This is a genomic window from Kutzneria viridogrisea DSM 43870 (assembly GCF_000525635.1).
Classification (GTDB): Bacteria; Actinomycetota; Actinomycetes; order Mycobacteriales; family Pseudonocardiaceae; genus Kutzneria; species Kutzneria viridogrisea.
In genome coordinates, this window is record NZ_CP007155.1 from 3,431,904 (window position 1) to 3,446,308 (window position 14,405).

Here is a 14,405-nt window from a genome sequence, read left to right on the forward strand (position 1 = left end):
TCGCTCCCGCGGGGGCGCCCGATGGCCACCCGTCCAGGAGTTAGTTATCCGGGAAGTGCGCGCGGCTCTGTGTCAGGTGACACACAAAGCCCGAGCAAATGTGTGACCTGCCTCACATTTTCGTGGATTCTGACTGGTCAGTCCACGTTTGGAACATCTCCGCATAGCGTCCTCCGGCGGCCACCAACTCGCCATGCGAACCGGTTTCGACCACCCGTCCGCCGTCCACCACCACGATCCGGTCGGCCTTCATCGCGGTGGACAGCCGGTGCGCGATCAGCAGTGCCGTGCGGCCCTGCAACAGCACGTCCAGCGCCGCCTCGATCCGGGTCTCCGAGCTGCGGTCGAGGTTGGACGTGGCCTCGTCCAGCACCAGCACGCGGGGCTGCGCCAGGAACGCCCGCGCCAGGGCCACCAGCTGCCGCTCGCCCGAGGACAGCGACTGCCCGCGCTCCTGCACCACGGTGTCCAGGCCGTTGGGCATGCGCTCCACGACCTCGGCCAGGCCCACCGCGCGCAGCGCCTGCCAGACCTGCTCCTCCTCGGCCTCGGGCAGGGCGAAGCGCACGTTGTCGCGCAGGGTGCCCGCGAACAGGAACGGCTCCTGCGGCACCACGCCCAGCTGGCGGCGCAGCGACTCGATGCCCACCCCGCGCAGGTCGTGCCCGTCGATCAGCACCCGGCCCTGGGTCGGGTCGTAGAACCGGGTCACCAGCTTGGCCAGGGTGGACTTGCCCGCCCCGGTCGGTCCCACGAAGGCCACCGTCTCCCCGCGGGCGATCTCCAGGTCCAGCTCGCGGATCACCGGCAGGTCGGGCTGGTAGCCGAAACCCACCCGCTCGAAGGTGATCTCGCCCTGCACCGGGGGCAGGTCCACCGCGTCGGCGGCCTCCGGCACGCTGGGCTCGGTGCCCAGCAGGCCGCGCAGCTTGACCACGGAGGACTGGCCCTGCTGGTAGGTGTTGTAGAGCTGCACCAGCTGCTGGATCGGCTGGAAGAACGCGCCCAGGTAGAGCAGGAACGCGATCAGCTCGCCGATGGTCAGCTCGCCGTCGGCGACCATGCCAGCGCCCAACACGAGCAGCACCAGCTGGCCGACCACGCCCACCACCTGTGTCGAGGGGCCGTAGGTCGAGTTGACCTGCGCGGTGTAGACGTTGGCCGTCAGGTAGCGGCCGGTCACCTGGCGGTGCCGCCGGATGTTGAGCCCCTGCCGGTTGTGCGCGGTGACGATCCGCACGCCCTGAAGGCTCTCCGACAGGTTGGCCAGCACCTCGGCGATGGTGTCGCGAACCCTGAGGTAGCCCTTGCTGGAGGCCGAGTGGAACCACAGCGAGGCGGCGGTCAGCGCGGGCACCACGAGCAGCAGGGTGATCAGCGCCAGCTTCACGTCGTAGGCGAACAGCACCACGGTCACCACGGCCATCGTCAGGCCCTGGATGGCGAACTGCACCAGCCCGTCCTGCACGAGCTGTTGCAGGTTCTCGATGTCGCTGGTCATCCGGGTCATGATCACCCCGGCCTTCTCCTCGGTGAAGAAGTCCAGCGACAGCCGCTGCAACTGGGTGAACACCCGCACGCGCAGGTCGTTCATCACCGAGGCGGCGATGCGGCCGGTGACCATCACCCGCGCGGCCGAGGCCAGCCCGGTGACCAGCACGCTCAGCAGGTACAGCACGGCGACCACCACCAGCGCGGTCATGCTGTGCCCGGTGATGCCCTGGTCGATGCCGATCTGGGTCAGCGCGGGCCCCGCCTGGTAAGCCGCCGTCTCCAGCACCACGAGCAGGCCCGCCAGCGCGGCCAGCGCCCAGTACGGCCGCACCAGCCTGCGCAGGCTCAGCCGCGCCCCGTCCGGGTCCTTGCGGGCGTGCGCGAACCGCGCCGTCGGCTCGGGGTGCTCCGGCTCGGTGGCCAGCAGCTTGTCCACCCCGTCCTGCAACTCCGGGGGGATGCCCGCGAAGGGCAGGCCGCCGGCCCCCGCCCTGGTCGCCGCGAAGGCGTTGCCCCCACCACCTGGCCAGGTCATGCCGTCGCCCCTGTCATGTCGTCGTCCGCCGCGGTGGCCAGCACCTCGGAGTAGAGCGGAGTGGTTGCCAGCAGTTCGGTGTGCGTGCCCTCGGCGACCACCCGGCCGCCCTCGACCAGCACCACGCGGTCGGCCAGGCTGATGGTGGACAGCCGGTGCGCGATCACCAGCGTGGTGCGCCCGGCCAGCAGTTCACCCAGCCCGGCGTGGATCCGCTGCTCGGTCTGCACGTCCACGGCGCTGGTGGCGTCGTCGAGCACCAGTACCGGCGGGTTCACCAGCAGGGTTCGCGCGATCGCGATGCGCTGGCGCTGGCCGCCGGAGAGGGTGTAGCCGCGCTCGCCGATCACCGTGTCGTAGCCCTCGGGCAGTTCGGTGATGAACTCGTGCGCCCCGGCCACCCGCGCGGCCCGCTCGATGTCGGTGATGTCGGCGTCCGGCCGCCCGTAGGCGATGTTGTCCCTGATCGACTCGCTGAACAGGAAGGGCTCGTCCAGCACCACACCCACGGCCTCGCGCAGGCTGTGCGTGGTCAGCGCGCGCACGTCGATCCCGTCCACCCGGACCGCGCCGGAGCGCACGTCGTAGAAGCGGGGGAGCAGCCTGGCCACCGTGGACTTGCCGCTGGCGGTGCGGCCCACCAGCGCCACCGTCTCGCCCTGGTGCACGCGCAGGGAGAAGTCCTGGAGCACGTCGGGGCCCTCGGCGTAGCCGAAGCGCACCGAGTCGAACTCCACCTCGCCCGCGCAGCCGGTCAGCTCGCGGGCGTCCGGGGCGTCCACGATCTCGGGCTGTTCGTCGAGCACCTCGTAGAGCCGCTGCGCCGAGGCGGCGGCCCGCTGGCCCATCATGATCAGCATGCCGACCATCTGGAACGGCATCTGCATCAGCATCAGGTAGGAGTTGAACGCCAGGATGGCGCCGACCCCCAGTTCACCCTGTACGGCCAGGTAGCCGCCCAGCAGCAGCACGATCACCAGGCCCACCCTGGGCAGGTTCTGCACCGCGGGCGTCCAGTGGGCCCGCAGGTCGGCGTCCTTGACGTAGGCCCAGCGCAGCCTGTTCGCCGCGCGCTGGGCGGCCTGCAACTGGCGGCCCTCGGCGGCGAAGGACTTCACCACGCGGACCCCGTTGACGTTCTCGTCCACCACCGTGGCGACCTCGGCCAGCCGGGACTGGATCAGCCAGGACACCGGGAACATCGTGTTCTGCATGCGGCGGCCCGCCAGGAACACCAGCGGCATGGGCAGCATGGACACCAGTGCCAGCGGCACGTTGATCGCCAGCATGTAGCCGAATGCCACCACGGCGATGCCGCACTGCACCAGGATGAACGGGGCGAAGGTCAGGTACATCTGCACCGAGCGGATGTCGGAGTTGGCCCGGGAGATCAGCTGGCCGGTCTGCGCCCGGTCGAAGAACGGGAAGGACAGTCCGGTCAGGTGCTCGTACATGATGTTGCGCAGGTCGTACTCGATCTCGTACGCGGTGCGGAACAGCAGCAGCCGGGACAGGTAGCCGGTGACCAGGGTGGCCGCGGCCAGGCCGCCGATCCACCAGAGGTAGTGGCCCAGCTGGTCCCGGTGCGTGACGATGGCGTTGTCGATCGCGCCCTGCAGCAGGCTGGGTATCTGCACGCTGATCACCAGCCCGACGAAGGCCAGCGCCAGCGCCGAGCCGAACATCCAGCGGTGTGCCAGCACCACCGGCAGCGCGCGGCGCAGCCAGGAGCGGTTGCTGTCCGGGTTGATGCGCGCACGTGGCGCGCGGTATCCCCCTGGGTGGTCCATGCCGCCCAGCCTAGCAAGAAGTGAGCCTACCTCCGTACTTTGTTTTCACCGATGTACGGGGTTTCCCGGATGTCCGGTGTATGGCCAGGCCAGGAGCATGATCCTTGCCCGGGGGAAGGACGACGGGCCGGGACCGTCACACACGCGGGTGCGCTGGAGGGGCGAGATGGACGAGGAGCTGGCGCACGCAGTCGAGAGACTGGACCGCGCCGTGCAGGCGGTCCCGGCGACCGTTGTCAGCGCGCTCAACGGTTGGCGGCTGGTCAACCCGGAGCACGACCCGGACGATCCCACCAGCCAGGAGACCTACTCGCTGCCGCAGTGGCTGGTCAGCGCGTCGATGCGGGCCGGGCGCGCGGAGGCCATGGCCGCCGCCGCCCTCGAAGCGGTCAAGGCACTGGCCGCGATCCAGCCGGGACTTGATCCCCAGCAGGTCGCGGCGCTGATCGAACGCCGGGTCGACACGGCACTGGCCGGTTCCTGACCGCACCGACGTCGTGGGTCCCCACCGTGCGGGGGCCCGCGACGTCGTGCTGCGCGCCGGGCCCGCGCGTGTCGGCGCTCCCGGTACGGCGTGTCGGACGTTCCGGTACGGCGAGTCCCGCTCTGGGGTGCGCGAGTCCCGGTCTGGGGAGCGTGAGTCCCGCCCGGCTGCGTGTCGCGTGCCGTTGGCGACGCTGGGCGCCTGCCACGACCGCCGCGAAGGTGGCTTTCACTGCGCTGGACGCAGCGAACGGTCCTTTCGCAGCGCGCCGTGGCGGTGTCAGGAAGGTGCCGTTCACGACGTTGAACGCCGCGAACGGCACCTTCACGACATTCGGGTCAGAGCGGGCCCACGTCGGTGATGACCAGTGCGGCGGTGCCGGACTCGTCGGAACCGGCGAGGTCGACCTCGGCGCTGATCCCCCAGTCGTGGTCGCCCTCGGGGTCGTCGAACACCTGGCGCACGAGCCAGCGCTCGGGCTCGGTGGTGATGGTCAGGAAGGCGGGCCCGCGCGCGTCGGGGCCGGTGCCGATCCGGTCGTACTCCTCGTAGTAGCCCGACAGCGCCTCCTGCCAGGCCTGGGCGTCCCAGCCGTACTCGCCGTCGAGCTCGCCGAGTTCGTAGTAGTTGCGCAGCGCGGCCAGCTCCACGCGGCGGAACAGGGCGTTGCGCACGAGCACGCGGAAGGCCCGCAGGTTCAGGGTGACGGCGGGCGGCCCGTCGTCGATGGGGGTGGTGGGCTCGTCCTCGGGGTTGGTGAGCTTCTCCCACTCGTCGATCAGGCTGGAGTCGACCTGGCGTACCAGCTCGCCGAGCCACTCGGTGAGATCGGACAGCTCCTCGGTGCGGGCCTCGGCGGGCACGGTCTGCCGCAGCGCCTTGTACGCGTCGGCCAGGTAGCGCAGCACGAGCCCCTCCGACCGGGCCAGCGAGTAGTACTGCACGTACTCGCCGAAGGTCATGGCCCGCTCGAACATGTCGCGCACCACGGACTTGGGCGACAGCCGGTGGTCGGCCACCCAGGGATGCCCGCGCCGGTAGGTGTCGTACGCCCCGGTGAGCAACTCCTCCAGCGGCTTGGGGTAGGTCACGTCCTCGAGCAGCGCCATGCGCTCCTCGTACTCGATGCCCTCGGACTTCATCGCGCCGATGGCCTCGCCGCGGGCCTTGTGCTCCTGTGCGGACAGCACCTGGCGCGGATCGTCCAGAATGGACTCGATCACCGAGAGCACGTCCAGCGCGTAGCCGGGGGCGTCCCGGTCGAGCAGTTCCACGGCGGCCAGCGCGAACGGGGACAGCGGCTGGTTGAGCGCGAAGTCCAGTTGCAGGTCGCCGGTGATGCGCACGGTGCGGCCCTGCTCGTCGGGCTCGGGCAGCTTCTCCACGACCCCGGCCGCGAGCAGTGCGCGGTAGATCGCGATGGAGCGGCGGATCAGCCGCAGCTGGGACTTGCGGTCCTCGTGGTTGTCCTCCAGCAGGTGGCGCATCGCGGCGAAGGCGTCGCCCGGCCTGCCGATCACGTTGAGCAGCATGGAGTGGCTGACCCCGAAGCTGGAGGTCAGCGGCTCCGGTTCGGCCTCGACCAGCCGCTGGAAGGTGGGCTCGCCCCAGGACACGAAGCCCTCCGGCGGCTTCTTGCGGACCACCTTGCGCCGCTTCTTCGGGTCGTCCCCGGCCTTGGCCAGTGCCTTCTCGTTCTCCACGGTGTGCTCGGGGGCCTGCACTACGACCATGCCCACGGTGTCGTAGCCCGCGCGGCCCGCCCGCCCGGCGATCTGGTGGAACTCGCGGGCCTTGAGCAGCCGGGTGCGCGTGCCGTCGTACTTGCTCAGCGCGGTGAACAGCACGGTGCGGATCGGCACGTTGATGCCGACGCCGAGCGTGTCCGTACCGCAGATGATCTTCAGCAGCCCGGCCTGGGCCAGCCGCTCCACCAGCCGCCGGTACTTGGGCAGCATGCCAGCGTGGTGCACGCCGATGCCGTGGCGCACCAGCCGGGACAGGGTCTTGCCGAACCCGGAGGAGAACCGGAACCGGCCGATCATCTCCGCGATGGCGTCCTTCTCCGCGCGGGTGCTGACGTTGATGCTCATCAGCGACTGCGCGCGCTCGATCGCCGCGGCCTGGGTGAAGTGCACGACGTAGACCGGGGCCTGCTTGGTGTAGAGCAGTTCCTCCAGGGTCTCGTGCAGCGGGGTCAGCACGTAGTTGAACAGCAGCGGCACGGGCCGTTCGGCGTTGCGCACCACGGCGGTGGGCCGTCCGGTGCGCCGGGTGAGGTCGGTCTCGAAGCGGGTGACGTCACCGAGGGTCGCCGACATCAGCACGAACTGGGCTCTGGGCAGCTCCAGCAGCGGCACCTGCCAGGCCCAGCCGCGGTCGGGCTCGGAGTAGAAGTGGAACTCGTCCATGACGACCTGGCCCACGTCGGCCTCGGCCCCGTCGCGCAGCGCCAGGTTGGCCAGGATCTCCGCGGTGCAGCAGATGATCGGCGCCTCGGCGTTGACGCTGGCGTCCCCGGTTAGCATGCCGACCTTGTCCGCGCCGAAGGTCTCGCACAGCGCGAAGAACTTCTCCGACACCAGGGCCTTGATCGGCGCGGTGTAGAAGCTGCGCACGCCCTGGGCCAGCGCGGTGAAGTGCGCCCCCGCGGCGACCAGGCTCTTGCCGGAGCCGGTCGGGGTGCTCAGGATCAGGTTCGCCCCGGACACCACCTCGATCAGGGCTTCCTGCTGGTGCGGGTACAGCGCCGTGCCCTGGTCCTCGGCCCAGGCCGAGAAGGTCTCGAACAGGGTGTCGGGATCGGCGGCGTCGGGGAGCAGGTCGGTGAGCGTCATGATGGCACTGATCGTGCCCTGTACCGGGGGCCGCGCGCGAATCAGGGTCAGCGCAGCAGCAGGCGCACGGTCAGTTCCAGGCGGTTGGTCACGTCGCTGGCCGAGGCGCGCCGGGTGACCCAGGCGACCAGGTTGGACAGCCACACGTCGCCGATCACCCTGGCGATGGCCTTGTCCTCCTCGGTGGGCTCGGTGTGGCCCATGGCCCGGATGAACAGGGTCTCGATCAGCAGCGCCACCTGGTCCACCTCGGTCGCCGCGGAGGTGTCGGCGAACATGAAGGCCCGGGTCATCGCCTCGGTCAGGTGCGGCTCGCGCTGCATGCCCTTGGTGATCCGGCCCAGCACCGACAGCACCCGTTCGGCCGCGTTGTCCCCGGGGATCGGCCCGCGCTCGGCCCGCTCCAGGGAGTGCTCCAGCTGGGTGGCCAGCCCGGACACCAGCAGGTGGATCTTGGACGGGAAGTAGCGGTACAGGGTGCCGAGGGCGACGTCGGCCCGCTCGGCAACGGCGCGCATCTGCACCGCGTCGAAGCCGCCCTTGGAGGCCAGCGCGATCGTCGCCTCGATGATGCGCTTGCGGCGGTCGCGCTGAGCCGCCGAGCCCAGTTCCTCCTCGGTGAGCTGGCCGGAGCGCGCTCGTGGCGTCGCGGGCATCGATCCCCCTGCGGTGGTGTCGCGTGTCGACCGCGTACGTTACACGATCGAAACGTGTTTCATTTTCATATTGCATTGTACGTCAGGGGGCCGTGACGTGAAGTGAAACACGTTCTACTCTTGGCTGATGCCGATCGCCATCACGGACACCCAGCGCGACCTCGCCGAAGCCGTGCGCGCCTGCGGGAGCGGCTGGCCGGAGCTGACCGAACTGGGCCTGTTCTCCCTGTGCCTGCCCGAACCGGCCGGTGGGCTGGGCGGGCCGGTCGTGGACCTGGCCGTGGCCCTGTCCGCCGCGGCCGAGCGGCTGGCGCCCGGCCCGGTGCTGCCCACCGCGCTGGCCGGGCTCGTGCTCCGCCGCCACGACGGGCCGTGCGCGGTCCACTGTGGACCGTCCGAACTGGTCGCGAGGCCCCGCGCCGACGGCGGCCTGCTGATCAGCGGGCGGGCCCTGGCGCTGGGCGAGCCCGGTGCGCTGCTGCTGTCGGCCGGGGGCACGTGGGTGCTGGCCGAGGGCGGATCGCCGGTCGGTGGCGAGCCCCTGGACCCCAGCCGCCCGCTGACCGAAGTGGACCTGGACGAGGAGCTGGTCCCCGCCGAGCGGGTGATCGGCACCGCGCCCGTCACCGACCTGCTCGCCACGCTGGCGGCCGCCGAAGGCGTCGGCATCGCCGAGTGGTGCCTGCGCACCGCCGTCGAGTACGCGCGGGTGCGCACCCAGTTCGGCCGCCCGATCGGGTCCTTCCAGGCGGTCAAGCACCTGTGCGTGGAGATGCTCTGCCGTGCCGAGCAGGCCGCCGCCGTGGCCTGGGACGCCGCCTGCGCCGCCGACCAGTCGCCGGGAGAACTGCCGCTGGCCGCCGCCGTGGCCGCGGCGATCGCGCTGGACGCCGCCGTGGACAACGCCAAGGACTGCATCCAGGTGCTGGGTGGTATCGGCTTCACCTGGGAGCACGACGCACACCGCTACCTGCGGCGGGCGGTGGCCTCGCGCCAACTGCTGGGCGGCAGCGCGAGGTGGCGGCGGCGGGTCGCCTCGCTCGCCGGGCAGGGGCAGCGCAGGACGTTGCACGTCGACCTCGCCGCCGACCGCGAGCCGGTCCGCGCCGTGGTGGCCTCGATCGCCGGGGCCGCCGACCAGCGCGTGGCGCTGGCCGAGTCGGGCTACCTGGCACCGCACTGGCCCAAGCCGTACGGGCTGGACGCCGCGCCCGCCGAGCAGCTCGTGATCGAGGAGGAGCTGCGAGCTGCCGGGATCGGCCGCCCGGACCTGGTCATCGGCTGGTGGGCGGTGCCCACGATCCTCGCGCACGGCACCGAGGCCCAGCGCGAGCGCTTCGCCGGGCCGACTCTGCGCGGGGACCTGGTGTGGTGCCAGCTGTTCAGCGAGCCAGAGGCGGGTTCGGACCTGGCCTCGCTGCGCACTCGGGCGGTGCGGGCGCCTGGCGGCTGGCGGCTGACCGGCCAGAAGGTGTGGACCTCGCTGGCTCGCGAGGCCGACTGGGCGATCTGCCTGGCTCGCACCGACGAGCGGGTCGCCAAGCACAAGGGCATCACGTACTTCCTGGTGGACATGCGTTCGCCGGGGATCCAGGTGCGCCCGCTGCGGGAGATCACCGGGGACGCGGTGTTCAACGAGGTCTTCCTGGACGAGGTCTTCGTGCCCGATGACTGCGTGGTCGGCGAGGTCAACGGCGGCTGGCGGCTGGCCCGCACCACGCTGGCCAACGAGCGGGTCGCCATGGGCGGCGGGAGTTCCTTGGGGGAGGAGGTGGAACGCGTTCTGGCTCATGAGCCGGGCGCTGAACATGCCGAGCGGATCGGCGCACTCGTGGCCCAGGGCCTGGCGGTCTCCCTGCTGGACCTGCGCGGCACGCTGAACCGGCTCGGCGGCCACGACCCCGGCGCCGGGTCCAGTGTGCGCAAGCTGGTCGGCGTGCGGCATCGGCAATCCGTTGCGGAAGCGGCATTGGACCTGCTCGGGCCCGCTGGTGCGGTGGCGGGGGAGTGTAGTCGCGAGTTCCTGCTCACTCGGTGCCTGAGCATCGCGGGCGGCACCACCCAGGTGCTGCTCACCCTGGCCGCCGAACAGCTGCTGGGCTTGCCCCGACAGTAGCCGCTGCGCTAAAACTGAAACACGTTCTACGTGAGGAGTCGGCGTGGACTTCACACTCGACCGCGAGCGGCAGGCCGTCGCCGAGCTCGCGGCCACCGTGCTCCGGCGGCCCGAAGACCAGGTGTGGCCCGGACTTCTGTCCGCCGGGCTGTGCTCGTCCGAACTGGACGTGCTCAGCGGCATGGCGGTGCTGTCCGAAGTCGGGCGCGCCGCTGTGCGGGTTCCCGCGCTGGCCACGATCGCCCTGGGCGTGCTCCCGTTGGCGCACAGCGGGATCCCGGTCCCGGACCGAGTCGTGCTGACCGCCGTCCCGCACGAAACCTCGGTCACCCTCACCGGTGGTGTGCTCACCGGCCACGCGGTCGGCGTGCCCTACGCGGCCACCGCACACCGCATCCTCGTTCCAGCGGGCGACACCACCGTTGCCCTGGTCGACCCGGCCGCACCCGGTGTGACCCTGCGCCCGAGCCACACCTCGACCGGTGCGCCGGAGTTCAGCCTGCACCTGGAGCGAGTCCGCCCGGATACGGTGTACCAGGGCGCACCAGCACTCGGTGAGCTCGCACTCGCGGGAGCCTGCGCGGTGGCGAGCGGGGCGCTGGCCGGTGCGCTGGACCTCACCAAGCGACACGTGGCGACCCGCCACCAGTTCGGCAGACCGCTCGCCGCCTTTCAAGCCGTGGCCCAGCAGATCGCCGATGTGTACATCGCCTGGCGAACCCTGCACCTGGCCACGTGGTCGGCCTGCTGGCGGCTGCACGAGGGGCTGGACGCCAGCGTGCAGGTCGCCGTCGCCGCGCACTGGCTCGCCGAGGAGTTGCTGCCCGCCGTGCGCACCTGTCACCACCTGCACGGCGGCCTCGGGCTGGACGTCACCTACCCGCTGCACCGCTACTACGCCCTGGCCAAGGACCTCACCCGGTTCGTCGGCGGCGCGGCCCAGCGGATCGACCACCTTGCGGAGGTGCTGTCGTGCACATCGAGTTGACCAGTGCCCAGCGAGCCCTGCGCGAGGAGCTGCGGGCCTACTTCGCCGGGCTGCTCTCCCCGGCGGAGCGGGCCGCCCTGCTGACCCAACGGCACGGCGAGGTGTACCGCGAGGTCGTGGCCAGGATGGGCCGGGACGGCTGGCTCGGCGTGGGCTGGCCGGTGGAGTACGGCGGTCGCGGGCTGGGCCAGGTCGAGCAGCAGCTCTTCGTCAACGAGGCGGCCCGCGCCGACGTGCCGCTGCCCTACGTCACCCTGCAGACCGTCGGCCCGACGTTGCAGCGGTTCGGCACCGAGGAGCAGAAGGCCCGCTTCCTGCCGGGGATCCTGGCCGGTGAGATCCACTTCGCGATCGGCTACACCGAGCCCGAGGCGGGCACCGACCTCGCCTCGCTGCGCACCAGCGCGGTGCGCCAGGGCGAGGAGTACGTGGTCAACGGGCAGAAGGTCTTCACGACGGGGGCGCACGACGCCGACTTCGTGTGGCTGGCCTGCCGCACCGATCCGGCCGCCGCCAAGCACAAGGGCATCTCGATCCTGATCGTGGACACGACCGATCCCGGTTACGCGTGGACCCCGATCATCACCTGCGACGGGGCGCACCACGTCAACGCCAGCTACTACCGCGACGTGCGGGTGCCGGTGAGCCGCCTGGTCGGCGAGGAGAACGCGGGCTGGCGGCTGATCACCACGCAGCTCAACCACGAGCGGGTCATGCTCGGGCCCGCCGGGCGCATCGCCGCGCTGTACGACCGGGTCCGCGACTGGGCCGCCAAGCGCGAGCTGCTGTCCGAGCCGGACGTGCGCCGCACCCTGGCCAGGACCGCCGCGTGCCTGCACGTCAACGAGTTGCTGAACTGGCAGGTCGCCGCCACCGACACCGTGCGGATCGCCGACGCCTCGGCCACCAAGGTGTTCGCGGCCAACCGGGTGCAGGTGATCACCGCCGCGCTGGAGGAGCTGGTCGGCAGGCACGGCGACCCCGGTGAGCCGGACACCGCGGAGCTGGCGCACTGGCTGGACGTGCAGGCCAAGCGCAACCTGGTGCTGACCTTCGGCGGCGGGGTGGACGAGGTCCAGCGCGAGCTGATCGCCAGTGCCGGTCTGGGCCTGCCCAGGGTGCCCCGATGATCACCGACGAGGCGGAGCGCATCGCCGCGCTGGGGCCGAGTCCGCGCCGGCCAGCGCGGGACGCCGTCAACCCGGCCATGATCAACAACTGGACGGAGGCGCTGGGGGACGGCAACTCCGCCTACCCCGAGCTGGCCCCGCCCGCGATGGTGCAGGTGTGGACGATGCGCGGACTGCACCCCGCCGCCGAGGAGCACGACCCGCTCGCCGCGATGAGCGCGGTCCTGGACGAGGCCGGGTACACCTCCGTGGTCGCCACCAACTGCGAGCAGACCTACCACCGGTACCTGCGTCCCGGCGAGCACGTGTCGGTCAGCAGCGTCCTGGACGCGGTGGTCGGCCCGAAGCGCACGGCGCTGGGTGAGGGCTGGTTCGTGACCACGCGCAGCACCTGGTTCGTCGGTGACGAGCCGGTCGCCGAGATGCTGTTCCGCATCCTGAAGTTCAAGCCGGGCAACAAGAGCACGGCTTCGGCCCTCCAGCCCACCGTGAGCCGGGACACGGAGTTCTTCTGGCAGGGCACGAAACTCGGTGAGCTGCGCGTCCAGCGGTGCTCGGCCTGCGGTGTAGTGCGGCACCCGCCCGGCCCGATGTGCCCGCGCTGCAACGCGCTGGACCCGGGCTACGTCGTGGCGACCGGCCTCGGCGAGGTGTTCAGCTACGTCGTGCACCACCACCCGCCGGTACCGGGGCGCGAGCTGCCGTACGTGGTGGCGCTGGTCGAACTGTCGGAAGGGGTGCGCATGCTGGGCGAACTCGTTGGTGTGCCGCCGGACGAGGTGCGGGTCGGGTTGCCGGTGCGGGTCGGGTTCCGGCCCGTCGGCGAGTTCGTGCTGCCGGTGTGGGAGGCGCGATGACCGTGCTGCCCGAGCTGCGCGTCGAGGTGACGCCGACGTTCATCGTGAGCACTGCCTTGGCCACCAGGGACTTCCAGGACGTGCACCACGACCGTGACCGGGCGATCGCCCGCGGCTCCAAGGACATCTTCCTGAACATCCTGACCACGACCGGACTCGTGCAGCGGTTCGTCACCGACTGGGCGGGGCCGGGCGCGCTGGTGCGCGGCGTGTCCATTCGGCTCGGGGTGCCCTGCTACGCCTACGACACGCTGGTGTTCAGCGGGCGCGCCGTGTCCACTTCGGACGGTGTGACGACAGTGGAGGTCGTGGGCCGCAACAGCATGGGCGACCACGTCACGGGCACGGTCCGGGTGGTGCTGCCGTGAAGGGCGCGGCGATCGCCGGGATCGGCGCGACCGAGTTCTCCAAGGACTCGGGTCGCAGCGAACTCCGGCTCGCGGCCGAGGCGGCGTTGTCCGCGCTGGCCGACGCCGGACTGAAACCGTCCGATGTGGACGGCATGGTGTCCTTCACCATGGACACGAACTCGGAGATCGCGTTGGCCCGCGAACTGGGCGTGCCTGAGCTGCGCTTCTTCGGCCGGGTCAACTACGGCGGCGGCGCGGCCTGTGCGACCGTGCAGCACGCGGCGATGGCCGTGGCCACCGGGGCCGCCGAGGTGGTGCTCTGCTACCGGGCCTTCAACGAGCGGTCCGGGCACCGCTTCGGCCGGGTGTCCACCGCCGCCGCGCTGACCGTGGAGAACAGCTGGTCCTACCCGATGGGGCTGGGCACGCCCGCGGGCACGGTGGCGATGGTCGCGCGCAGGTACATGCATGAGTACGGGGCCACCAGCGAGGACTTCGGCCGGGTGGCGGTCACGATGCGCGCCCACGCCGCGAGCAACCCGCGCGCCTGGTTCCACGGGCGGCCGATCACCCTGGCCGAGCACCAGAACTCGCGCTGGATCACCGAGCCGCTGCACCTGCTCGACTGCTGCCAGGAGAGCGACGGGGCCGTGGCCCTTGTGGTGACAAGCACTTCCCGTGCGCGCGACCTGCCGCGGCCACCCGTGCTGGTCCGCGCCGCCGCGCAGGGCAGCGGTCCGGACCAGTACGTGATGGCCAGCTACTACCGCGAGGACCTGGCCGCGCTGCCGGAGATGAACCTGGTCGGCAGGCAGCTGTGGCGCCAGTCCGGGCTCGAACCGTCCGATGTGGACGTGGCCGTGCTGTACGACCACTTCACGCCGTACGTGCTGATCCAGTTGGAGGAACTGGGCTTCTGCGGCCGGGGTGAGGCGCGGCACTTCCTCGCCGAGCAGGGCATCGGGCTGGACGGGCGGCTGCCGGTCAACCCGCACGGCGGGCAGCTCGGCGAGGCCTACATCCACGGCATGAACGGCATCGCCGAGGCGGTGCGACAGGTGCGCGGTGACTCGGTCAATCAGGTGAACGGGGTTCGGCACGTGCTGGTGACGGCGGGCACCGGCGTGCCGACGAGCGGTCTGGTGCTCGGGGTGTGACACAATCGCGA

Annotated in this window: 11 protein-coding genes; 7 read left to right on the plus strand and 4 right to left on the minus strand. The window is 71.2% G+C overall.

The genetic code is table 11. The features are described from left to right. Nucleotides 1-112: 112 nt before the first annotated feature. Both KALB_RS15440 and KALB_RS15445 read right to left on the minus strand, forming a co-directional pair. The gene (locus KALB_RS15440; RefSeq protein ID WP_025356613.1) at nt 113-2,029 is read right to left on the minus strand and encodes an ABC transporter ATP-binding protein; all 1,917 of its coding nucleotides are present in this window, start codon (nt 2,027-2,029) and stop codon (nt 113-115) included. Continuing rightward, entirely contained in the window at nt 2,026-3,819 is a 1,794-nt protein-coding gene (locus tag KALB_RS15445; RefSeq protein WP_025356614.1) for an ABC transporter ATP-binding protein, read from the minus strand. The genes KALB_RS15440 and KALB_RS15445 overlap by 4 nt, the downstream gene beginning before the upstream one ends. A gap of 166 nt (nt 3,820-3,985) precedes the next feature. On the opposite strand from KALB_RS15445, the gene KALB_RS15450 reads away from it, so the two are divergent. Continuing rightward, nucleotides 3,986-4,303: a hypothetical protein gene (locus tag KALB_RS15450; protein ID WP_025356615.1), complete on the plus strand. Its 318-nt coding sequence runs from the start codon at nt 3,986-3,988 to the stop codon at nt 4,301-4,303. A 338-nt stretch (nt 4,304-4,641) separates the two neighbouring features. On the opposite strand, the gene KALB_RS15455 is transcribed toward KALB_RS15450, so the two are convergent. Both KALB_RS15455 and kstR read right to left on the minus strand, forming a co-directional pair. After that, complete coding sequence (locus KALB_RS15455; RefSeq protein ID WP_025356616.1) at nt 4,642-7,140, minus strand: DEAD/DEAH box helicase; 2,499 nt, start codon at nt 7,138-7,140, stop codon at nt 4,642-4,644. A 47-nt stretch (nt 7,141-7,187) separates the two neighbouring features. Next, on the minus strand, nt 7,188-7,796 hold the full coding sequence (gene kstR, locus KALB_RS15460) for a cholesterol catabolism transcriptional regulator KstR (RefSeq protein WP_025356617.1): 609 nt from the start codon (nt 7,794-7,796) through the stop codon (nt 7,188-7,190). 127 nt (nt 7,797-7,923) lie between these two features. On the opposite strand from kstR, the gene KALB_RS15465 reads away from it, so the two are divergent. The 6 genes from KALB_RS15465 to KALB_RS15490 are packed head-to-tail and all read left to right on the plus strand — an operon-like array spanning nt 7,924 to nt 14,394. Then, complete coding sequence (locus KALB_RS15465) at nt 7,924-9,912, plus strand: acyl-CoA dehydrogenase family protein (RefSeq protein WP_025356618.1); 1,989 nt, start codon at nt 7,924-7,926, stop codon at nt 9,910-9,912. Between the two features lie 43 nt (nt 9,913-9,955). Beyond that, nucleotides 9,956-10,900: an acyl-CoA dehydrogenase family protein gene (locus KALB_RS15470; protein WP_025356619.1), complete on the plus strand. Its 945-nt coding sequence runs from the start codon at nt 9,956-9,958 to the stop codon at nt 10,898-10,900. Then, nucleotides 10,885-12,030 carry an acyl-CoA dehydrogenase family protein gene (locus tag KALB_RS15475; protein WP_025356620.1) on the plus strand — a complete coding sequence of 382 codons (1,146 nt, stop codon included), beginning with the start codon at nt 10,885-10,887 and terminating at the stop codon, nt 12,028-12,030. Before KALB_RS15470 ends, KALB_RS15475 begins: the two co-directional genes overlap by 16 nt. Beyond that, nucleotides 12,027-12,887, plus strand: coding sequence for a Zn-ribbon domain-containing OB-fold protein (locus KALB_RS15480; protein ID WP_025356621.1), 861 nt, complete (start codon nt 12,027-12,029; stop codon nt 12,885-12,887). Before KALB_RS15475 ends, KALB_RS15480 begins: the two co-directional genes overlap by 4 nt. Next, a complete protein-coding gene (locus KALB_RS15485) occupies nt 12,884-13,255 on the plus strand; it encodes a MaoC family dehydratase (protein ID WP_025356622.1) in 372 nt (123 codons plus the stop codon). Before KALB_RS15480 ends, KALB_RS15485 begins: the two co-directional genes overlap by 4 nt. After that, complete coding sequence (locus KALB_RS15490) at nt 13,252-14,394, plus strand: lipid-transfer protein (protein ID WP_025356623.1); 1,143 nt, start codon at nt 13,252-13,254, stop codon at nt 14,392-14,394. The genes KALB_RS15485 and KALB_RS15490 overlap by 4 nt, the downstream gene beginning before the upstream one ends. Nucleotides 14,395-14,405: the final 11 nt, after the last annotated feature.

What these genes read in the sequence shown, in the direction of transcription:
- KALB_RS15440 (WP_025356613.1), bottom strand. Translation starts at nt 2,029, where the DNA reads ATGACCTGGCCAGGTGGTGGGGGCAACGCCTTCGCGGCGACCAGGGCG.
- KALB_RS15445 (WP_025356614.1), bottom strand. Translation starts at nt 3,819, where the DNA reads ATGGACCACCCAGGGGGATACCGCGCGCCACGTGCGCGCATCAACCCG.
- KALB_RS15450 (WP_025356615.1), top strand. Translation starts at nt 3,986, where the DNA reads ATGGACGAGGAGCTGGCGCACGCAGTCGAGAGACTGGACCGCGCCGTG.
- KALB_RS15455 (WP_025356616.1), bottom strand. Translation starts at nt 7,140, where the DNA reads ATGACGCTCACCGACCTGCTCCCCGACGCCGCCGATCCCGACACCCTG.
- kstR (WP_025356617.1), bottom strand. Translation starts at nt 7,796, where the DNA reads ATGCCCGCGACGCCACGAGCGCGCTCCGGCCAGCTCACCGAGGAGGAA.
- KALB_RS15465 (WP_025356618.1), top strand. Translation starts at nt 7,924, where the DNA reads ATGCCGATCGCCATCACGGACACCCAGCGCGACCTCGCCGAAGCCGTG.
- KALB_RS15480 (WP_025356621.1), top strand. Translation starts at nt 12,027, where the DNA reads ATGATCACCGACGAGGCGGAGCGCATCGCCGCGCTGGGGCCGAGTCCG.
- KALB_RS15485 (WP_025356622.1), top strand. Translation starts at nt 12,884, where the DNA reads ATGACCGTGCTGCCCGAGCTGCGCGTCGAGGTGACGCCGACGTTCATC.